The organism is Dyella caseinilytica, from assembly GCF_016865235.1.
Taxonomy (GTDB): Bacteria; Pseudomonadota; Gammaproteobacteria; order Xanthomonadales; family Rhodanobacteraceae; genus Dyella_B; species Dyella_B caseinilytica.
The window spans coordinates 898,429-921,561 of record NZ_CP064030.1 but is presented as its reverse complement, the minus strand read 5'-3'; the positions used below and the strand labels follow the sequence as shown (position 1 = coordinate 921,561).

The window sequence follows — 23,133 nt, the reverse complement described above, 5'->3', positions numbered from 1 at the left end:
TGTGTAGGGGTGAGCATAACGCAACCTTCAGCCGCCCTCCCTCTCGGAGAGCGGCTCGCTCAGCAGGTTTTAGCGGCGCTTAGTGGCGCCTCCCTTTCCCCTCCCGGGAAAGGGCAACCACCGCCTCCAGCGCCTTCGCCAGCCGCTTCGCCGATACCGGCTCCGGCGTCTTCAATTCCTGCGCAAACAGCGACACGCGCCACTCCTCGATCAGCCAGCGCAACTCGTCCAGCTCCGCCGCGCCGGCAGCCCGGTGGGTGAGGTATTCCCGCCAATACGGCAACACCTGCAACATGCGCTGCTGATCCTTGGTGGGATCCTGACGCAAACGCTCCGCGCGTAGACGCATCGCTTTGAGGTAGCGCGGGTAATGCGCCAGCCGCGCAGTCGGAAGCTCCCGCAGGAAACCGGAAGCCAGCAATGCTTCGAGTTGTTCACCCAGATCGTCATAACTGGCACGCGCGAAACCCATCAGCGGCGGCTGCATCCACGGCTTGAGGTCAGCCTGCGCCTCGATGATCGGTTCGGCCAGCTTGAGCCGCTCGACGGCCGATGCAAACAGTTCGCGAGCGGCATGCGTGCGCAGCGATTCGAACGCGGCAGTGCTACGAACGTTGAGATCCTGCGTCGCGAGCAGGTCGGTAAACCCACCTTCGGCCAAGTCCTCACGCAAGCCATCGATGCTGCCCAGCGGCGCATATTTCAGCGACATCGCATTGGCAATCGGCAGACGGCGGCGCACCTGTTTCATGTCGCTGGCAAGCGCGTTGCGCAACAATCGCTCAACACCTTTTACATGCGCAGCCTTCGCTTCATCGTGGCGCTCGAACACTCGCAAGGCCACTGCATCACCAAGATCAACCAAGGCGGGGAATGCGAGCAAGCCGCCGTCCGAACGCACTTGTTCGGGAATTTCCTCGAAGTCCCAGTGGGTGACATCTTCACGCGTAAGCTCGATATCCGTCTTGCGAGAGAACGCTTCGCGCGCCTGCCCTTCCCATTGCGCGCGCAAGGCGGAAAGATCACGCCCCGTGGCCAGTGTGCGGCCTTTTTCGTCATGCAGGCGATAGCGCATGTTGAAATGTGGCGTGAGTTCCACCGGCTCGAAATCGGACGCATCGATTTCAACGCCTGTCGTCTTGCGCAAAAATACGGCTAGCGCCTTGGCCAGTGGCTCGTCGCGCGGCGTCTCCGCTTCGACGAAAGCCCGTGCGAAATCCGGTGCCGGTACGAAGTTGCGGCGCAAGGCCTTGGGCAAGCCGCGAATCAGTTCGGCGGCTTTCTCGCCCAGCAAGCCCGGCACCAGCCATTCGCAGCGTGCAGCAGGCAATGCGTTGAGCATGGCTAAAGGCAAATGCAACGTGACGCCATCGGCATCGTCGCCCGGCACAAAGCGATATTCCAGCCGGTAGCGCTGTTGCTGGATATCCAGCGAAGCCGGAAACGCCTTGGGATCAAGTCCCGTGCCACCGACCATCACATCGTCGATCGACCAGCGCAAGGCAGCCTGTTCGGCGGGCTGTGCATGGCGATACCAGGCATCCAACGCACGGCTGCTGGCGACCTCTTCGGGCAACTTGCCGCGGAAGAAATCGACCAGCTCGTCTTCGTGGCGAATCAGGCCCTCGCGACGCTGCCGCGCTTCAATGCCCCGCGCATCTTCCAACACGCGCTGGTTGGCGCGCACGAAATCGGCACGCGTCTCGATATCACAACGCGCCAGCGCTTCGCGCAGGAAAATCTCATGCGCCAGTGCCGGATCCTGCTTCTGGAATGTCACCGGGCGGCGTTCGACCAGCACGAGTCCGAACAAGCTCACCTGCTCGTACGCGACCACGGTGCCGCGTTTGCGCGACCAATGTGCATCGCGGCAGGTGCATCGCAGCAGATGTGCGGCTTGCTGTTCGATCCAGGACGGCTCGATGCGCGCACACATCATGCCCCACACGCGGCCACCAATATCGATGATCTGCGCGGCGAACACCCAATTGGGCGAGCTTTTGGCCAGCGCGGAGCCGGGGAATATTTGGAAGCGGCGCTCGCGCGTACCGCGATAGATGCCTTTTTCGTCCTTGTTGCCGACTTGCGTAGGTAGACCGGCGAGCAGGCTGCGATGTACAGCCTCGTAGATCCGATCGGCCTCAGACTCATTCCCTCTACCCTCTGGTGAGCCCACTTCTTTACTCCCTCTCCCCTCTGGGGAAAAGGCTGGGGTGAGGGGCTGGGGCTTGCCAGAATGCGTATCCTTGCGGCTCTTTTGAGGACTCTTTGCGCGCGCGTTCGCTGCCCCTCGCGAGGCTGTCCCCTCACCCCGGCCCTCTCTCCGAAGGGGAGAGGGTGAAAGAGATTCTTCCCCCCGAAGGGGAGAGGAATTGACCCCCAGCTTCCACCCAAGCTCCTGCACCACCAGCAGCAACTGCCGGTGCAACTCGCGCCACTCGCGCATGCGCAGGAAACTCAGGAAATGCCGCGAGCACCAATCACGCAGTTTCGATTGCGTCAGTTCCTCATGCGCAGCGTGGTATTCGCGCCAAAGATTCAACACGCCAACGAGATCGGATTTGGGGTCGGCAAATGCCGCGTGCGCCGCGTCGGCCTGTTGCCTGGCATCGGCGGGACGCTCGCGCGGATCCTGGATGCTGAGGAACGCCACGATGGTCAGCAACTCGCGCACACAACCCAAGTGCTGCGCTTCGACCAACATGCGCGCGAGCTGCACATCAATCGGCAAGCGTGCCAGCGTACGGCCGATGGCGGTCAGTTGCCGGCGTTCATCGATGGCGCCAATTTCGGTCAATCGGCGATAGCCATCCGCCACCACGCGCGGATCGGGCGACTCCAGGAACGGAAACTCATCCACCTCACCCAATTGCAGCGACAACATGCGCAGGATGACGTTGGCGAGCGAAGAACGTAGCAGTTCCGGATCGGTATAGGCGGCGCGTGACGCGTAATCGCCTTCGTCGTAAAGGCGATAACAGGTGCCGGGGCCGACGCGACCGCAGCGACCTTTGCGCTGATCCGCAGCAGCCTGCGAGACGGGCTCCACATGCAGGCGTTCGAGCTGACTGCGCTGGCTGTAGCGTTTCACGCGCGCGGTGCCGCTGTCGATCACATAACGGATGCGCGGCACCGTCAGCGAGGTTTCGGCCACGTTGGTCGCCAGCACCACCCGACGCTTGGTGCCGGGTTTGAACACGCGGTCCTGGTCGGTTGCCGAAAGCCGCGCGTACAGCGGCAGAATTTCGGTTTCACGGTATTGCCGGCGCGACAGCAGCAAATGGGCATCGCGGATTTCGCGTTCGCCTGGCATGAACACCAGTACGTCGCCACGCGGGTCGTCGTGAGTGATTTCATCCAGCACTGCGGCGACATGCTCGGCACTGCCCTGTTGCAGTTCGCCGCTGCGCTGATTGCGCCGCGCCTGCACCTCGTCGACCGAGCGCCAGCGCACCTCTACCGGATAGGCGCGCCCTTCCACCGACACCACGGGCGCATCGCTGAAATGCTCGGCGAAGCGCGCTGTATCGATGGTGGCCGAGGTGACGATGATCTTCAGATCCGGCCGCTTTACGGCAAGTCGCCTGAGATAGCCAAGCAGGAAGTCGATGTTGAGACTGCGCTCGTGCGCCTCGTCGATAATCAGGGTGTCGTAGGCAGACAGCCAGGGATCGCCTTGCGTCTCGGCCAGCAGGATGCCATCGGTCATGAACTTGATCAGGCTCTGCTCGGAGACCTGATCGGTAAAGCGCACCTGGAAGCCGACCTTGTCGCCCAGTTGGGTTCCAAGTTCCTCCGCCACGCGGCGTGCGACAGAGCGTGCAGCGAGCCGTCGGGGCTGGGTGCAGCCGATCAGGCCGGCCTCGCCGCGTCCGGCTGCAAGGCATAGTTTGGGCAGCTGGGTGGTCTTGCCGGAACCGGTTTCGCCAGCTATCACCACGACTTGATGGTCGCGGATCAGCTTGACGATCTCATCGGCGCGCGCCGTGATCGGCAGCGATTCATCCAGCCGGATCGGCGGTTTGTTCCGGACGCGGCGCTCCCTCCGCTCGGCCGAGGCGGCGATATCAGCGGCTAGCGCTTCGAGTTTTTTCGCATCCGGACGACGCGACAGCCCACGCCAGCGGCCCAAGAGGCGGCCAAAATCACGGCTGGAGACCGCATCCAGTGATTTGCGCAGGTCGCGCAGACGGGCGTCCGGAGCGACGGTTGGTGTTTCGGGTTTCGTAGTACTCATGCAGCTGCACATGATAGCCGGTGACTATCGCCGAGATGTGCACTATCCATTTCCGCTGACCGTTACGGATGGGTAAGCTCAAAGGCCGGAGTAAACAATAACCCCTAAGGAGCACACCATGGCCACCAGCATCGCGATCGCCGAAAAGGACCGCGAAACCATCGCCAGGCAGCTTTCCAAACTGCTGGCCGATACCTATTCGCTCTACCTTAAAACCCACAGTTTTCATTGGAACGTGACCGGGCCGCATTTCAACAGCCTGCACACCATGTTCCAGACCCAGTACAACGAACTGTGGCTGGCGGCGGACGAAATCGCCGAACGCATCCGTGTACTCGATGTGTTCGCACCGGGTTCCTACAGCCAGTTCGGCAAGCTCACCACGATTAAGGAAGAGTCCGGCGTGCCGGATTGGAAGGAGATGGTGGAGCAACTGGTCACCGGCCACGAGATTGCTGCAGCCACGGCGCGCGCAGCAATCAAGGTTGCGGATGAAGCGGGTGACGAGGGCACGGCCGATATGGTCACCGGCCGTTTGAAGGAACACGAAAAGACGGCGTGGATGCTGCGTTCGCTGTTGAAGTAATCAACAAGCGCCCTCCCCCCGCTTGCGGGGGGAGGGCGTGGTGGTTGCGACGGTCAAAACTTCTGCGTGTAGCGCAAGTAGACGAACCGTCCGTAGTCATACGACGGCATGTAGTTGTACTGGTAGTCGACATTGTTGATCGAGCTGACCACAAACCCGCCGTAGGAATACGGCCCTAAGCGATTGAAGATGTCGTTGGCACCCAATGCAATCGTGCCGTTCCAGGGCGTGTTCCAATACACCTGCACATCGTTGAACGTCACCGATGGCATCTGCGTCACCGGAACAATGCCTACGCCAGGCATGTAGTAATTCGGCAAAGTGCACGGGAAGGCCGAAGCGCCTGGGTCATAGCATGGCTCTTTGAGCGGCGAGTAGTAACGCAAGGTCCATTGCACGCCAAAGTTCCGATAGTCCCAGCCGATGGTGAAGTTGGAGCGCAGCCGCCAGTAGCCGCTCAAGCCGTTGTTATACGAGACGGGCGCACCGGCATACTGCTCACTATTGTTGTGCGTGTAGTAAGTGGACTTGGAGTCGAGCGTGAACTGCCCGAAGGAGAATTTGGGCAGCTTGTACGACAGGTCCACATCGTAACCGGCGACATTCATCCAGCCCTGGTTCTGCTCCCCCATGAAAAGGCTGCTTACCTGGTAGTCGTCCGCTGCTGTGCGCTGGAACAACTGACAATCGGCGACGATGCTGAGCGCGTAGCAATTGTCGAGCACCTGGTTATCGGTGATAAGCGAAATGACATTGCGCACGATGTAGTGGAAGTAATCCACCGTGGCATTGAAGCCGGTCAGATAGCTGGGGCTGTAAACAACGCCAAACTGCGCGCTCCTGGAGGTTTCCGGCCGGAGGTCGGGGTTGCCGCCCTGGGTGAATGGTGCGTACACGGGATAACCGCCGGGAGAAATCACCGGAGTCCCCGGCGCCAGCTCCTGCATGAAACCACTGGGGAACTCGTTGCCCAAGCCAGCCGCGTTCAACGCCGACTGATTCAAAGCAGGCAGCCCGCCGATACCGCTCGCACAATTCTTAGCAACCGTCGAGTTGTAGCGAGCAAGACCGTAAACCACGTCGCAGGGATCGTTGTAAAACGGATAGGTCGTCGAGATACCACCGTAAAGATCGCCCACCGTCGGCGCACGGAAACCGGTGCCGTAGCTGCCACGAACCATCAGGTCGTCAATCGGCTTCCAGGTCAGCTTGTATTGACTGTTATTCGTGCCGCCGAAGTTGCTGTAATGGGAAAAGCGGTCGGCGACGTCTAGACTCAAGGATTGCGCCATCGGCAAATCTTTGAGCAGCGGCACATTGAACTCGACCCAGGTTTCGGTGACGTTGTATCCACCAGCCGTAGGTTGGCCGGCGAGATTGGTGGTCAGGCCCTCTGCGGAAGGTACATCCGGCGTGTCATAGCCATTGAGGTTGCGATGTGACGCACCCACCGCAAAGGTCAGGTCACCGGCCGGCAATTCCAGCAGATCGCCGCTCAAATCGATCTGTGGTCCCTTTTCCGAGCTGCCGTAGTGCTCATAACCGTTGACCACGATGTAATTCAACATCGCGGGGGTGTAGCGCGATGCGAGCACATTCAACGGCACGCAACCGGCAATGACATTACCCGGCGTACCGCATTCGACGCTGCCGTTTGAGGCCAGGAAGGAAGGACCAAGCGCGTTGAAAAGATTCGGCAAGGAGAAATTGCCGGTGTCCAGAATGGTGCCTTGATAATGGGTATCCCAGTAATAAGCATCCCAGTTGAACAAGTGCTCGCCGATGCTGAAGTTGCCCTCGACGCCAAGACTGAAGCGATAGTTCTCCACCTTGTTGATATTCAGGCGCGGATATTCCAGCACGTCACGCTGAAAATACAGTGCAGTGGGTGTCTGGCCCGGCGCATTGGTGGGGTTGTAATAGCTATTCGCCGACAGCTGCATCCCCGTGTACTGCGGGTACTGCTCGGAGAATAATCCCGAACTGGTGAGCGGGAATCCGGCCATCTGGGCTGTGTTCGCCTGCTGGTTAAAGCCGGCCGTAAAGTCCCCGGTGAGGTTACTGAGGAAGTCGTAGTGCCCCTGCGCGAATATGTTCTTCATGCTCGTCGCGCTCATCAGGTCCGCATAGGGATTTATGTTGGCGTAATCACCCGGATTGGTGACGACGCCATTGGGCCCCGTAACAGCTGCTTGCACCGGATGATAGTCATTGATGTTCTGCGGATTGCCTCCGTTATTGAGCACATTCCAATTGACATCATCAAACGAGTACTGGCCTTGCCCCCCGTACGCCGCCAAGTTGTTATACGGAAAATTGCTGGTCTCCGGATAGGCACTGAACGGACGATCCGCTGCGCTGATGGCATTCTGGTTCTGGTATTGCGCGGCAAGTTCGAGCGACCCATGCGCAAAGGTCTTGCCGAACAGCAGGCTGTATTGCCCTTGGTCGCCATCGCCACCCGGGAGATATTTACCGTTGTAGGTATCGAGCTCAGCACCGTTGTAGTTCTGCTTCGTAACGATATTGATCACACCGCCAATCGCATCGGAGCCGTAAATGGCAGAGGCACCATCAGCCAGCACGTCGATGTGATCGACGATCGCGGTCGGGATCGTGTCGAGATTGGTGTAACCATCGAACGATGTACCCACGCGCTTGCCATCGAGCAGCACTAACGTGCGTGTCGCGCCGAGATTACGCAGATCGACATAGGTACCACCCACGTCCGGACCGGACTCATACGGATCGGATTTGCTGATGTCAGGCGTGGACGCCGAGGTGAGATTGGCCAGCAATTGGCCGACCGTGGCAAAACCTTGCTTCTGAATGTCTTCCGACGTGATGGTGACAACAGGTTGCGCATTTTCCACATCGACACTGCGGATCAGCGAACCCGTTACGGTCACGGTTTTCAGCGTTTTGGCTTGCGCCGTGCTGCTTGGTGCCTGCGATTGATCGCCGCTCTGTGCTGTCGACGTGGATTGCGGCGAAGGACCAGACGTCTGTGTCGTCGTACTTGTTGTCGTGGATTGAGCTTGGGCGATGTGGGCATCGCCCAAGGTTCCTGCAAGCACACTGCCAATCACGACATACAACAGTTTCCGCTGCTGAGCGTTCATGACTTTCCCCGATTGTCAGTCGCGCGAGCCTTTTCATTGCTCGCGCCAATGCGCCGGACTCCCCTAACAAAGTTAAAAGAATCCAGTCCCCTCCCCTATTCCGAAAGATAGCGATAACGCATAAAGGCGTGTAGTACCTATCTACGCAAAATACGGCAATAACATCCAACCGTTTGTCATGTATGCGCACGCGCAATAAGCGAAAATGGAACCACGCGTAATTCATTACGAATGAAGTGCGCAATGAATTACGAATAGTGAGCCATTCAATGCGGTCAACGTCATCACGACAGCGCGTCCATGGCATCGTGCTTTTGCAGCGACAACCTACACAAACATTGTTCATGCATCATCAACAGCATGACGAATGAAACAGATTCAAATCGACATGGAACAAAAGCCAAGCCCGCAGCGCATCGCCACGATGAGCCATAACAAGCATCGCGTGACGGGTCGTCTCCGCTGGAAGCACCTTCGCAGGCAAACCCATTTCACTCCCATGGGCTATCCTCGAACGACCCCGGGGCCTGGCCCCGCGTCACCGTGATCAGGACCAAGAAAGGCCATCCCCGGCCCGTACCCACGCCAGCCCTGACCTCGCGCTGACCGCTCCAACCGCAATTTATTGAGCCGACTACCGTTAATTGGTTAAGCTCCGCGAGCTTCATGTGCCTCGAAAGAGGCCACCTTAACGGGGATTTTCTTGAGCGCGACACCCAACCAACCCAAAACCAGGCCGTCGATTTTCACTGCCATCCTGCTGGCCCTGGTGGTCGCCGCGTTGAACATCGGCCTGTGGTGGTGGGGTAACCTCCCGCACGGTCCAGAGGACTGGCACGGCCAGATCAACGGCTTCGCGGTGTCGCTGTTCCAGCGCTATCAGAACCCGTTCAACCAGGATTTCCCCAACGACGACCAGATTGACGGTGATCTGAAGCTGCTGCGCCACTACACCGGCCGCATCCGCACCTATTCCACGCTGCAGAACCCGCAGGTCTATCGCCTGGCCCAGAAAGAGGGGCTGAAGGTGATGGCCGGCACGGTGATCGACACCCGGCTGGATAACAACGAGAAGGAGTTGGACGCGCTGATCGCGCTGGCCAACCGCTATCCAGACACGATTGACCGAGTACTGGTCGGCAACGAGGTGCTGTTCCGCAACGACCTGCCGGTCGACAAGATGATCGTCTACCTGGATCGCGCGCGCGCGCATATCCGCCAGCCGGTCTCGATCGCCGAGCCGGACTACATCTGGCTGAAGTATCCGCAGCTGGCCGACCACGTGGACTACATCACCATCCACCTGTTCCCTTTCTGGAACGGCTACCCGGTCTCCAGCGACCCTCAGAAATCGGTGGCCATCCAGGCGGCCGTGGGTGCTTATCAGCAGATCAAGGCCCGCTTCCCGAACAAGCACGTCGTGGTGGGCGAGGTCGGCTGGCCGTCCAACGGCGACCGCCGCGAGCGCGCCTATCCGTCGATCTCCAACGAGGCGATCTTCGACCGCGAATGGATGATCTGGGCACAGAAGAACAACGTCGACTACTACCTGTTCGAAGCCTTCGACCAGCCGTGGAAGGAAAACCTCGGTGAAGGCCGCACCGGCGCCTACTGGGGTGTATTCAGCGCCGACCGGCAGCTGAAGTTCCCGTTCACCGGCCCGGTCACGGAAGACACCGGCTGGCCGTGGAAGGCGCTGGCCGCCAGCCTGCTCGCGATCATCCCGATGATCTGGTTCGGCATCCGCTTCAGCCGCTTCAAGGTGACCGGGCGACTGTTCTTCGATGTGCTGATCCAGCTGGCCTGCGGCCTGATCGTCTGGTCGGTCACCCTACCCTTCAATTTCTACCTGGACTGGATCGACTGGAGCATGCTGGTGCTGCTGTTCCCAGCCCAGGTGGCGATCCTGGCGATCCTGCTGATCAACGGCTTCGAGTTCACCGAAGTGCTGTGGCGGCGCAAATGGATGCGCCACGCCGATCTGCTGCCGCCGGATCCGGTCGAGAAACAGCCGTTCGTCTCCATCCACCTGGCCTGCTACAACGAGCCGCCGGAGATGGTGATGGTCACGCTCGATTCGTTGGCCGAGCTCGAATACCAGAACTACGAAGTACTGGTCATCGATAACAACACCAAGGATCCGGCGATCTGGAAGCCGGTGCAGGAGTACTGCGAGAAGCTGGGTTCGAAGTTCCGCTTCTTCCACCTGGAGCCGTGGCCCGGCTTCAAGGCCGGCGCACTGAATTTCGGCCTGAAGGAAACCACCCCCAAGGCTGACGTGGTCGCGGTGATCGACGCCGATTACGTGGTGCGCAAGGACTGGCTGAGCGCCCTCACCGGCTATTTCCACGATCCGAAGGTGGCCGTCGTGCAGTGCCCGCAGGCGCATCGCGACTTCGAGCACAACCGTTTCCGCCGTATGACCGCCTGGGAGTACGACGGCTTCTTCCGTATCGGCATGCACCACCGCAACGAGCGCAACGCCATCATCCAGCACGGCACCATGACCATGGTGCGCCGCTCCGCGCTGGAAGGCACCGGAGGCTGGTCGGAATGGACCATCTGCGAAGACGCCGAACTCGGCCTGCGCCTGATGCACGCCGGCTACGAGCTGGTTTACGTCGACGAGCTGATGGGCAAGGGCCTGACGCCCGCCGACTTCAAGGCTTATAAGAGCCAGCGCTATCGCTGGGCCTTCGGCGCGATGCAGATCCTCAAGGGCCGTTGGAGCTGGATGACGAAGAAAGGCCCGCTCTCCGCCGGCCAGCGCTTCCACTTCCTCACCGGCTGGTTCAGCTGGTTTGCCGACGCCCTGCACCTGATCTTCACCTTGATGGCGATCTTCTGGACCGCCGGCATGGTGGGTCTGCCGCAAGTCTTCAGCCTGCCGATGCAGCTGTTCCTGATCCCGATCATCGGCTTCTTCTTCGCCAAGGCCATCTTCGGCTTCGTGCTGTACCGCGCACGCGTACCATGCGGCTGGTACGACACCATCATGGCGTCCATCGCCAGCATGGGTCTCAGCCACGCCATCGCGCGCGGCATCCTGCACGGCCTGACGCGCGAGAAGACCTCGTTCGTGGTGACGGCCAAGAGCCGCCGCCTGGGTGGCAGCAACTTCGCCGCCTTCGCGCCGGTGCGCGAGGAAATGCTGATGCTGTTGGCGCTCGTACTGTGCATCCTCGGCATGGCGCGCAGCACCGCCTCGCACTTCGCCGAAGGCCGGCTATGGATGTTCATCCTGGCTGCACAGGCCATTCCGTATATCTCCGCCATGATTGGCGCGTGGATTGCGCACAAGTCTGGCGATAAAGCCGGTTGATTGCGCTAAGCCCTCTCCCCACAGGGGAGAGGAGGCAAACGCGAAAAACACGTCATTCAAAATAAGAACAGGCTTAATGCGCCATCCATCCACGACTCGCTAAGCTGCGACTTGCGATGCCAAGAAGAGGATGGAACCCTAACGCATGCGCTGGACACGTCGCCTATGCCTGCTCCCGCTGTTGCTGATCCCCGCCCTGAGTCATGCCGGGGTGCAGCTTGTCGTGGATGGCGTGGACGACGAACTCAAAGCCGCCGTGGTCGCTGGCGTCAACCTCTCGCAATACGCCTCGCGCGATATCAGCGAAGCCCAGGTGCAGCGGCTTTACGATCGCGCTGATGCGCAAGTTGGCGCCGCACTGCAGCCATATGGCTATTACGAGGCGCACACCAGCGGCAAACTGGAAAAGACCGATAAGGGCTGGCGTGTCACCCTGCATGTCACGCCGGGCCAGCCGGTGATCGTGACGTCGGTCGATGTCCAGCTCGATAGCACGGCAACCAGTCTGGCGCCGATCAAGACAGCCCGCCGCGCCATTGAACGCCTGAAGGGGAAGCGGCTGGACGACGGTGCCTACGAACAAGCGCGCGACGGCTTGAATGGCACGCTTACCGCCAATGGTTACCTCGATGCCCGCCTTACCGTACACCGCGTCGAGGTGAATCGTGGCGAACATAGCGCGGCCATCCACCTGGCCTGGGATGTGGGCACGCGTTACCGCTATGGGCAGGTGCACTTCGATGGATCGCAGTTTCGCCCGGGCTTTCTTGACCGCTACGTACCGTTCAAGTCCGGCGATTACTTCAATCAGGATCAACTGCTGAAATTCCAGCAGGCACTTAATGGTGCCGATTACTTTTCGGCGGTCAACGTGATGCCGCAGCTCGACACGGCCAAGAACGGCATTGTCGATATCGATGTGCAGCTCGCACCCGCCAAGCGCACCATCTATACCAGCGGCCTGTTTGTCGGCACCGACACCGGCGTTGGCGTGCGCGGCGGCATGGAACGACGCTGGGTGAACCGGTACGGCCACAAGTGGAAGAATGACATTGTGCTGGCGCAGCGACTGAAAACGGTCACCAGCCAGTACACCATTCCTCTGTCAGGTGACAACGAGCGCAGCCTGAATTTCGGCGCCACCTACCGCGATGCAAATACGATCACCTCGCAATCGCGCACGCTGGAACTGGTCGCCAACGAAAGCGAAATCTGGCGCGGCTGGGTTCGCACTTTCGGCGTGCATGCGCTTACCGGCACCTTCACCGTCGGCAAGACGCCTGACGAACCGGCGAGTACGCCCGGCGTGGAACACGGCAGCAGCACGCTGGTGTATGCCGAAGGCTCATTGGTGCGCAAGCAGGCCGACAATTTCGATTTCGTGCGCCGCGGTTGGTCGGTAAGCATCGATGCGCGTAGCACCGCGGGCGACCTGCTGTCTTCGGCGCGCTTCAGCGAGATCACGGTCGATGCGCGATGGATCCGAGCGTTCTGGCGCAACAACCGTCTGATTCTGCGCGGCAGTCTCGGTCACGTATGGACTGACGACTTCGACGCGCTTCCGCCGCAGCTACGTTTCTTCGCCGGCGGCGATCAATCCATTCGCGGTTACTCGTTCCAATCGCTGGGTCCGCAGAACAGTTACGGACGTGTGATCGGCGGCGATAGCATGGTTATCGCCAGCGCCACGCTGGAACACTACTTCACGCCACGCTGGGGCATCGCCACCTTTGTCGACGCCGGCAATGCCTACAATGGCACCAACGTCCAGGCGAAGATTGGTACGGGTGTGGGTGTACGCTGGCGTTCGCCGGTGGGCCTGATTCGCGTCGATGTGGGTACGCCCATCAACGATGCGCAACGACATGGGGTGGAGCTGCACCTGGTCATCGGGCCGGATCTGTGAGGCATATCGTGAATACTCCTACACAGCCCACTCCTCGCCCACCCCGTCCTCGCCGCCGCTGGCTTCGCGCGCTGGGATTAGGTGTGTTGCTGATTATCGTCGTACTTGTCGGCAGCCTGGCCTGGTTGCTCGGCACGGAAAGCGGTTTGCGCTTCGCGCTTGGTCAGGCACAACGCCTGACGCACGGTGCACTGCAGGTGCAAGATGCGCAAGGCCGCCTGATGGGGCCGCTCGACTTCGGGTCACTACGCTATGACGACGGTGAAGGCACCGACGTACGTGTCACCGGCGCGCATCTGAACTGGCTTCCCTGGCCTCTGTTCTACAAGCGGCTGCACGTGCTCGACCTGCGTGTACAGCGCGTCGATGTCGCACTACCCAAGTCCCAGGAAGAATCGTCTTCATCCAGCAGCTTTTCGCTGAAGCCATCGTTGGCGCTGGTGCTGGATCAGGTACATGTTGGCCCGGTGACCATCACCCAGGGCGGCAAGCCGCTGTTCGCCTCGGATCAACTCGACCTCGCCGGCAGCTGGACCAATCGCGGCTTCCGTGTGACGCGCCTGACGTTGCACGCGCCCGATGGTCACATTGCTATGGACGGGCAGCTCGGCATCGGGCGGAGTTATCGCGGCAAGGGCCATGCGGAGGTGTCGTGGAACCTCGACGGAACGCAATACGCCGGCACGCTGAATGCGCAAAGCGACGGCCGCAACGCGCAGCTGCAACTCGCCCTGACCGAGCCCATGCTTGGGCAACTGCAGCTCAATCTGGATCAGCGCAAGAACAACGCCTGGACGGCCAAACTCGATGTACCAGCGTTCGATCCCAAGCCATTGCTCGGCAGCAGCTCGCTGACAAGCCTTGCAGCGAACCTGCAAGGCAGCGGTGACCAGTACAGCGGCAGCATCACGGGTGAAGTGGATCTCAACGACTATCGTCTGCAGCTACAACCGCTGCAGGCCAGTTTCGACAAAAACTTCAGCACACTCACATTGCAAACCTTGCAACTGGCTTCGCCACAAGTGAAAGGCCAGCTCAACGCATCAGGCACCGTGCAGTTGGATGCGCATCCGGTCAGCGCCGATCTCGCCATCGACTGGAAAGATTTGCAGCTCCCTGCCGAATGGGTCGGCCAGGAACTGCGCAGCCACGGCCATCTCGCCGCAAACGGCAGCGCCGAGCACTATCACGCCGAAGGCGACGTAAGCATCGGACCACCCGACAAGCTTGCGGCACTGGCATTGAATATCGACGGCACGTCGCAGCAGATCCAATTGCATGCACTGACCCTGCGCCAACCGCAAGGCAACTTCACTGCCACCGGCTCGCTGACCCTGCAACCTGAGCTGGCATGGCAGCTCCAAGCCAATGCCAGCAAGTTCGATCCCGGCCAGTTGTTCGCGGGCTGGCAAGGTCTGCTGGACGCTGATTTTGGTACGCAAGGCAAATGGATCAAGGATCAACCGGATGTCACGCTGGACCTGCGCAAACTGGAAGGCCAGTTGCGGCAACGTCATCTGCGCGGCAACGGCCATCTGCACCTGTCACCGAATGAGGTAGTCGACGGCACGCTGGATCTCGCCTCGGCAAACAGCACGATCAAGATGGCTGCACGCCCCGGCAACAGCAACGATGCGGATGTGACACTCGCCATCGCATCGCTGAGCGACTGGTTACCGCAAGCAGGCGGACGGCTGGACGGCCAATTCCGGATTCGTGGCAAGCTGCCAAAGCTCGCCGTCAATGGCACGCTGCAAGGCCAATCGTTGGCCTGGGAGGACGAGCGCGTCAATCAATTGCAGTTGCAGGCCGATGTACCTGACATCAGCAATCCGGGCGGAAAACTGGAACTGGATGCCACTGGCGCCGAATTGGGCGGCCTCGCCTTCAAGCAAATAAACCTGCGCGGCCAAGGCACCTCAGCACAACATCAGCTCGCCCTCGATGCGCAAGGCCAGCAGCTCTCTGCCGCGCTGGCACTCAGCGGCGCATTAAAGGGTGAAAACTGGAACGGCACGCTTTCGTCGCTCTCGCTGGATGTTTCCGGCTTGCCGCGCTGGCGTCTGCAGCAGGCGACACGTCTTGGCTGGAACAACGGCAGCGCCAGTCTGTCCGAGCTGTGCCTCACTGCAGGCGATCCGTTGCTCTGCCTCAGCGGTAACTACGACAAGGCTGGCAATCTCGATGCAAGCTACCAGCTCCATGCCGTACCACTGACGCTGGTGGTCGATGCAATCGGCAGCACCAATCTTCCGTTCAGGGCGGAAGGCACGTTGGAAGGCAACGGCAAGATCCGCCGCAACGCTGCCGGCAGCCTTACCGGCAACGCATCCATCACTTCGCCACAAGGCCATTTCACCTACAACGAGCATCCCGAACAGCCGGTGCTCAGCTACACCGGCTTGGCCCTGAACGCGGCGCTGTCGCCTGGCAATCAGCAGATCACCCTGCGCGCCGCGCTCAATGGCAACGGACGACTGGATGGACAGATCGGCATCACCGGAGCACAGGAAACGCTGGCCGGACAAATCGGCCTGCACCTGGATAATCTTGGCTTCATCAATCTGTTCACCGACGCGTTGGTCAATGTCAAAGGGCGCCTCGACGGTGACTTCAAGCTGGGCGGGACGCTTTCGGAACCATCCATCACGGGACAGGCCGGCGTCGACAGTTTTGCCGCGGAAGTTCCGGACGCGGGACTCAAACTCACCGACGGCAAACTCATCGTCAGTGCGGCCGATACCCGGCAGCTCAACATCCGCGGCAGCGTGCAATCGGGCAAAGGCGCTCTGACCATCGACGGCGTGGCCGGACTGGATACACAGACACCCACCAGCATCACGCTGAAAGGCAACGCATTCACCGCCGTCGACATTCCCGCGGCAAAGGTAACCATTTCGCCGGATGTGCTGGTGCGGCGTGACGCGCAAGGCATCAACGCGACTGGCTCGGTGCGTCTGGACAGTGCCGACGTCAATCTCGACAAGCTGCCCGGCAGCGGTACCAACAAAGCTTCGCCCGATGTCGTGATCGTCGATCAACCGCAACAACCGGCCAACAGCGGGTCCACACCCATCACCGCCTCGATCAAGGTGGATCTGGGACAACACGCGCATCTGGTCGGCATGGGTCTCGATGGGCACTTGAGCGGCGTGCTTACCGTGGATGAGCGCCCGGGACGCAGCACCACTGGCCAAGGCCAGGTCGCGGTGAATGGCACATACAAAGCCTACGGACAGAATCTGCAAATCCAGCAGGGTCTGCTGCTGTTCGCCAGCACGCCTATCGACAATCCGGGCCTCAACATCCGCGCCCTGCGCAGCCTCACACCCACTGCGACGGTCGATCAGGGACAGCAGGTGGGTTTGCAGATCACCGGCACGGCACAGCGTCCCGTACTCACAGTCTTCTCCAACCCGGTGATGGATCAATCGGATGCGCTGTCCTACCTGGTTACCGGCAAACCACTTTCACAAGTGAAAGGCGGCGAAGGCAGTATGGTCAATGCCGCAGCGCAAGCGCTTGGCTCAGCGACCGGCAATCTGCTGGCCAAAAGTATCGGCAGCAAGCTTGGTATCGACGATATCGGCGTATCAAGCAATGACGCGCTAAATGGCGGCTCCGCTTTCACCGTGGGCAAGTATCTGTCGCCGCGACTCTATCTCAGCTATGGCGTGGGTTTGTTCGAACCCGGACAGGTGATCACCCTGCGCTATCGCCTCAGCAGGCGCTGGAATTTCGAGGCGCAGAATGCCACGGATTTTAATCGCGCCAGCCTCAATTACCGCATCGAGAAATAAACAATATTATCGGCTGACGTGGTTATCGATGCATTGAGCAGGTGCATGTCTGAGCGTGATAACGCCCGATTGGCTCGATCGTTCCGCCCTTGCCGTACATATCATGTGGCCTCGCCCAATCGGTAAGGCCGTGATACGGGCCATGCTCATTGCGTCCTTTAGGGCTGACGTCAAGGAAGTCGTAGATGCCGAGAAAACGTTCGCAGCCCCGCGCAAAGGCCGAGTACGTGTGAAAAATGTCGCCATCCTCATCCTTGTAGAACACGCTATCGCCGGAAAGATCCTCAACGCCAGGATCGCTTTCGCGGAAGTTATAGAACGCCTTCTTTTCTTTCACCGCTTCTGGCGTGAACGACACATGGAAGTCGTAATTGAAGTCACTGCGATACGACGATACGAAGGGGAACTGCCACCCCATGCGTTGCCGCAAGGCTTCGATCTCCTCGATCGGCGCACGCGCAATCGCCACATACGAGAGATCATGGTTCTGCAGATGAACCAGAATGCCCTGGAGGTGATCGACCTCCAACGCGCAACCCACGCAATGATGCTGCTGTCCGGGGCCCAGCATGTGATGCTTCACGAACAACTGGCTGCGGCCGGCAAACAAGTCTGAAAGGGTCAGCGTGCCAGAAGGTCCATCGAAGGTATAAGACTTCTCCAACTTCACCCACGGCAACGCTCGCAGCTCCGCATTGAGCTGGTCACCCTGCTTCATATGCGCCCGCTCCTTGGCCAGTAAAGCACGACGCGCTTCCAGCCATGCTTCGCGCGATGTCACTTCGTGTTTCATGGTGCCTCCGATGACACTCAGATACCGAAACTGCCAGTCAATGCGCAATTGCCGGCTGTTCGCCGGCCGGCGCATGACGTGTACGCAATAGCAACGCGCCAAGCAGCGCGCCCAGCGCCGCAAAACAAGCGCCGACGAGAAAGGCCCATTGATAGCCGCCAGTAAGCGCGAATGCCTGACTGCCGCCAGCCGCTGCCAGCACTTGCGTGCGCCAGGAAGCAAGACTCGCAAGCACCGCCAGACCCAGCGAGCCACCCATCATGAAAGCCGTATTCACCACACCGGAAGCGAGCCCCGATTCCGACGGACCGACATCGCTCATCGCTGCCAGCAGCACGGGATTGAAGGCAACACCGGCACCGACACCAAGCATCAGCATGCCGGGCAGAATATCGGTGAGGAAATGACCGTGTTCCGAAGCCCGCGAAAACAGCAGCAGTCCGCATGCTGCAAACGCCAGTCCCACCGCCAGTGGCCGGCGAATGCCGAAACGCATCACCAGCTTGGCTGAAATACCCAGCGAAAACATCGCCATGATCAGGTTGGCCGGCAGGAATGCCAAGCCCACTTCCATCGGCCCATAACCAAGCACGAGTTGCATGTACAAGGCCGACAGGAAAAACCACGCGAACATCGCCGCCGCCCACAGCACACCGACGATATTCGATACCACCAGATTGCGCAGCCGGAACAGACGCAGCGGCATCAACGGCACTTGCACGCGTGCCTCGGTCCACAGAAACAGCGCCAGCAACACCGCAGCCACGGCAAGCTGACCAAGCGTGCCTGAAGACAGCCAACCGATCTGGTTGCCGTTGACGATGGCGTACACCGCCAGCATCAGTGCAGCGGTTACCGTGACCGCGCCCCATACATCCAGATGCCGCGAAGTCGCCGTACCCGGCGCCGCCGGCAACAAGCGCAGCGAAGCCAGCACCACGGCAAAGCCGATCGGCAGGTTCACGAGAAACACCCAGTGCCAGCTGAGACTACTGGTCAGCACACCGCCCAGCATCGCACCAATGCTGCCGCCGCCTGCACAAACGAATCCGTAGACACCCATCGCCTTGGCGCGTTCGGCCGGGTCCGTGAACAGATCCATGATCAGCGAAAGCGCCACCGCCGTAACCACGGCGCCGCCCAAGCCCTGCACGCTACGCGCCACCACCAGCGCAGCCTGCGTGGTCGACAGGCCACAAGCCAGGGATGCGAACGTAAAGACACCAATGCCGATCAGGAACAGGCGGCGATGTCCGTACAGATCGCCCAGCCTTCCGCCCAGCAACAGAAAACCGCCATAGGTAAGCATGTAGGCATTGACCACCCACGCCAGCGCGGTGTCGCCGAATTTCAGATCGGTCTTGATCGAGGGCAGCGCCACGTTAACGATGGTGGTATCGAGCACGATCATCAGCACGCCCATGCACAGCACGATCAAGGCCAGCCAGCGGCGATCGGGATGCATGGAAACGTGGGAGGCTTGTGTTTCAGACACGTGCGTCATGATGGCTCCAGAAAGGTTTATCGCAGGACGATTCCGGCGTCCTTGTGGTTACGTCGAATGGCCGTTGGGAAAATCGACAGCCGCACTCGCGATCAATACTGCAAACTTCGAACTGCCGTACCTATACAGCCGCATAGTTGCCTCGAACGTTCATCAAACCGATCGTCATCCCGGCGAAAGCCGGGATGACGATGAGGCGAGATGCCACTCTTCTGTGGCTACATCACATTGGGAGCATGGCACTCGCAATGATCCCCACGTTTTACCGCAGCCACCATGCCCGATACACGGTTAAAGCCATACCGACCGTGCTGCAGTGCGGTTTGACACTTCTGATTTAGATCGATTCAAATCAAGCCTTTGACGCATGGCGGCCGCGCACGGCACGGCCCGACAGGGGTGAACAGATGCACACGGCTCCAGGTTCTACCGCAGTCAGCTTCCAGCGAAAACTGCTTTGCTTCAGCTTGGCCTTGTTTACCACGGCCGTCTTTGCAAACCAGAACGACACTTTCTACCGATCCTTCGAAAAGGGCGAGCCTGCGCCGGTGGCCGGTGCCGCGGGCGCCTCGTTCCAGGTCAATGTCGCCGGCGGTCCTTCGACTGACGATGCCTATAGCGCCAAACCCGGCGTCGGCTTCACGGGCTTGCAATCGCTCCATTATCAGGGCACGAGCGGCGGCAAGCAGGAGGCCGCCATCTTCAATGTGGATCTGCCGGTGCAGGCCGATACACAGCTTTCCTATATGTTGTTCCCCTGCATCGTCGCCAACGATCTAGACGATCCGTCCACCTACGTGTCCATCGACCTGATCTTCGACGACGGCTCCCGCCTTTCCGGCCTGAATGCGCAGGATCAGCACCGCATCGCCGCCAACGCGCATGCGCTGGGCGCCAGTCGTACGGTGTATGTGAATCAGTGGAACAGGCTGGCAATCGACATCGGCAAGCTTGTCGCCGGGCGCCGGATTCGCAAAATCGTACTTATCCATGACGGCCCCGCTGCGCACTTCGAAGGTTTCCTCGATGACCTGCGTATCGGCCCGGCTGTCGGCGAATCGGTCAACCAGCATCCCAGCGACGACGTAAACATCTTGCGTGGTACCAACGCCGGTTTTGTGTTCTCGCGCGGCAACAATATTCCGGCCGTTACGCTGCCACACGGCTTCAACTTTTGGGTTCCGGTGACCGATGCCAGCTCGGACTGGATGTACCAATACCAGTCACGCAACGACGCCAACAACCGGCCGCGGCTGGAAGCCTTCTCGCTCTCGCACGAACCCAGTCCATGGATGGGCGATCGCCAGACCTTCCAGATGATGCCCGCCGCAGTGGCCAGCGGCGCGCCCAGTGCCAATCGTGAAGCGCGCGCACTTAGCTTCAGCCACGCTAACGAAATCGCGCATGCGCATGACTACAAGGTGACCTTCGACAACGGCATCGTCGGCGAAATGACGCCGACCGACCACGCCGCCATGCTGCGCTTCACCTTCCCCGGCCAGCGCGGACAGCTCATTTTTGACAATCGTACGGCCGAGGGCGGGATTACGCTCGACCCGTCGCATCGCAGTTTCAGCGGCTATTCCGACGTAAAAAGTGACCTATCCGCTGGCGCCACCCGTCTGTTCTTCTATGCCGTGGTCGACCAACCCGTCAGCGAAAGCGGACGGCTGACGGGCGAAGGACGCGACCACGTGACCGCATGGTTCGGCTTCGATACCTCGAAAACGAAAACCGTGAACGTGCGCATCGCCACCTCGCTGATCAGCCTGGAACAAGCCAAGCACAATCTGGAACTGGAAATCGCACCGAACGAAAGTTTCGACGATGTGCGTAATCATGGGCAGCAGATCTGGGACAAGCAGCTCGGTATCGTGCAAGTGCAAGGTGCCAGCCAGGGCGAGCGGGTCACGCTGTATTCCAATCTCTATCGCATGCTGATGTACCCCAACTCGGCCTACGAGAACACCGGCACCGCGACGCATCCGGTCTATCAATATGCGAGCCCGTTCTCGCCTGAAGTTGCCGCGGACACGCCCACCCATACCGGCGCGCGCATCGTCGACGGCAAGGTGTTCGTCAATAACGGTTTCTGGGACACCTATCGCACCGCTTGGCCAGCGTACGCGCTGCTGATGCCGCATCAGGCCGGCGAGATGATCGATGGATTCGTGCAGGAATATCGCGATGGCGGCTGGATCGCCCGCTGGTCTTCGCCCGGCTATGCCGATCTGATGGTCGGTACCAGCGCCGATGTCGCCTTCGCTGATGCGTGGCTGAAAGGCGTGCACAATTTCGATGTGCAATCCTTCTATCAAGCGGCACTGAAGGATGCCACCGTGGTCAGCCCGCTGAAGGGCACCGGACGCAAGGGCCTGCAGCGCTCGATCTTCAACGGCTATACCGACACCGGCATCAAGGAAGGTCTGTCGTGGTCGATGGACGGCTATATCGCTGACTTCGCCATCGGCAATCTCGCCCAAGCACTCAACACCCAGCACGATGCGCAAGATCCGTACGCTGCGCAATATACGGAAGATGCCGCTTACTTCCAGAACCGCGCATTGGAATACGTCAATCTGTTCGATCCGGACGTCGGCTTCTTCGTCGGCCGTGATGCGGCAGGTCACTGGCGCGTGAGCAAGCAGCAATTCGATCCGCTGGCCTGGGGTGGTGATTACACCGAAACCAATGCCTGGAACATGGCCTTCCACGCACCGGAGGATGGCGCCGGCCTCGCCGCCTTGTACGGCGGCCGCGCAGCCCTGGCCGCCAAACTGGACCAGTTCTTCGCCACGCCCGGCGTCTACCATGTCGGCGACTACGGCTCGCCCATCCATGAAATGCGCGAAGCGCAAGCAGTGCGTATGGGCCAGTACGGCCACAGCAACCAGCCGTCGCATCACATCATCTACATGTACGACTACACCGGCGAACCATGGAAAGCGCAGGACAAAGTGCGCGATGTGCTGTCGCGGTTGTATCTGGGCAGCAGCATCGGCCAGGGTTATCTGGGCGACGAAGATAACGGCGAAATGTCCGGCTGGTGGCTGTTCAGTGCCGCGGGCTTCTATCCGTTGCGCATGGGCACACCGGAATACGTGATCGGTGCGCCGTATTTCCCGCATATGGATATCGCGCTGGAGAATGGCAAGCACATCGTTATCAATGCTCCGGACGTCAGCGACACCAACCGCTACGTGCAAAGCCTGCGCATCAACGGTCAGCCCTGGAACAAACTGACATTGCCGCATGAATTGCTGGCCCAAGGCGCGACCCTCGATTTCACCATGGGTCCCAAACCTTCGACCTGGGGCAGCGATACGCAGGCCGTCCCCACTTCGCTCACCACGACCGGCAAACCGTCACCGCTGCGCGATCTGGCCGGCCCGGGACAAGGCCAAGCAAGCAGCGAACCTGCGATGCCCGATCTGAACGCGCTGTTCGATCACACCAGCGACACCGAAGCGCAACTGCCTGGCACGCAGGCAGTCGTGAGCTGGCACTTCCCACAACCGCATAACGTCGCCATGTACACGCTTACGTCGGGCACGCATGTGCCAGCGCCTGCCAACTGGAAACTTGAAGCCTCCGACGACGGACAACACTGGACCGTACTGGATGCCCGCCAAGACGAACATTTTCCGTGGGCGCGGCAGACACGCGTGTTCGGTATCGGCAAGCCAGCGGGACACACGTATTACCGGTTGCGTTTTGATAACAGCGGACCGACCGCGCTAGCCGAGATCGAATTGCTTGGGCATTGAGAGCATTCGTTGCGCGCCTTTACTCCCCCACGTACCTTGGGGGAGTAAGCCGTATGGATGAGCTCTAGCCCAAAAGTCATACTCACAAGCCTGCAG

The 23,133-nt window shown here is 60.2% G+C and carries 9 protein-coding genes; 5 read left to right on the top strand and 4 right to left on the bottom strand.

The annotated features are described in order from the left end of the window. Positions 1–79: 79 nt before the first annotated feature. Complete coding sequence (gene hrpA / locus ISN74_RS03695; protein WP_188797505.1) at positions 80–4,237, bottom strand: ATP-dependent RNA helicase HrpA; 4,158 nt, start codon at positions 4,235–4,237, stop codon at positions 80–82. Between the two features lie 118 nt (positions 4,238–4,355). Here hrpA and ISN74_RS03690 point away from each other — a divergent pair, with 118 nt between their 5' ends. Beyond that, on the top strand, positions 4,356–4,823 hold the full coding sequence (locus tag ISN74_RS03690) for a Dps family protein (protein WP_188797503.1): 468 nt from the start codon (positions 4,356–4,358) through the stop codon (positions 4,821–4,823). Between the two features lie 53 nt (positions 4,824–4,876). Here the strand turns inward: ISN74_RS03690 and ISN74_RS03685 are convergent, their stop codons facing one another. Next, positions 4,877–7,945, bottom strand: a complete 3,069-nt coding sequence (locus ISN74_RS03685; protein WP_188797501.1) for a TonB-dependent receptor plug domain-containing protein — start codon at positions 7,943–7,945, stop codon at positions 4,877–4,879. A 703-nt stretch (positions 7,946–8,648) separates the two neighbouring features. Between ISN74_RS03685 and ISN74_RS03680 the strand changes: the two genes are divergently transcribed. The 3 genes from ISN74_RS03680 to ISN74_RS03670 all read left to right on the top strand — a co-directional run bounded on the left by ISN74_RS03680 (position 8,649) and on the right by ISN74_RS03670 (position 16,973). Further along, positions 8,649–11,267 (top strand): glycosyltransferase, encoded by a 2,619-nt coding sequence (locus tag ISN74_RS03680; RefSeq protein ID WP_188797499.1) that lies wholly within the window; start codon positions 8,649–8,651, stop codon positions 11,265–11,267. A 145-nt stretch (positions 11,268–11,412) separates the two neighbouring features. Then, positions 11,413–13,173 carry an autotransporter assembly complex protein TamA gene (locus tag ISN74_RS03675; protein ID WP_188797497.1) on the top strand — a complete coding sequence of 587 codons (1,761 nt, stop codon included), beginning with the start codon at positions 11,413–11,415 and terminating at the stop codon, positions 13,171–13,173. A gap of 8 nt (positions 13,174–13,181) precedes the next feature. Continuing rightward, entirely contained in the window at positions 13,182–16,973 is a 3,792-nt protein-coding gene (locus ISN74_RS03670) for a translocation/assembly module TamB domain-containing protein (RefSeq protein WP_229678985.1), read from the top strand. 22 nt (positions 16,974–16,995) lie between these two features. On the opposite strand, the gene ISN74_RS03665 is transcribed toward ISN74_RS03670, so the two are convergent. Together ISN74_RS03665 and ISN74_RS03660 are read right to left on the bottom strand one after the other, a co-directional pair. Next, positions 16,996–17,766, bottom strand: coding sequence for a DUF899 domain-containing protein (locus ISN74_RS03665; protein ID WP_188797495.1), 771 nt, complete (start codon positions 17,764–17,766; stop codon positions 16,996–16,998). A 37-nt stretch (positions 17,767–17,803) separates the two neighbouring features. Continuing rightward, positions 17,804–19,270, bottom strand: coding sequence for a DHA2 family efflux MFS transporter permease subunit (locus tag ISN74_RS03660; RefSeq protein WP_229678983.1), 1,467 nt, complete (start codon positions 19,268–19,270; stop codon positions 17,804–17,806). Positions 19,271–19,677: 407 nt separating this feature from the next. On the opposite strand from ISN74_RS03660, the gene ISN74_RS03655 reads away from it, so the two are divergent. Continuing rightward, positions 19,678–23,037: a GH92 family glycosyl hydrolase gene (locus ISN74_RS03655; RefSeq protein ID WP_188797493.1), complete on the top strand. Its 3,360-nt coding sequence runs from the start codon at positions 19,678–19,680 to the stop codon at positions 23,035–23,037. Positions 23,038–23,133 lie beyond the last annotated feature (96 nt).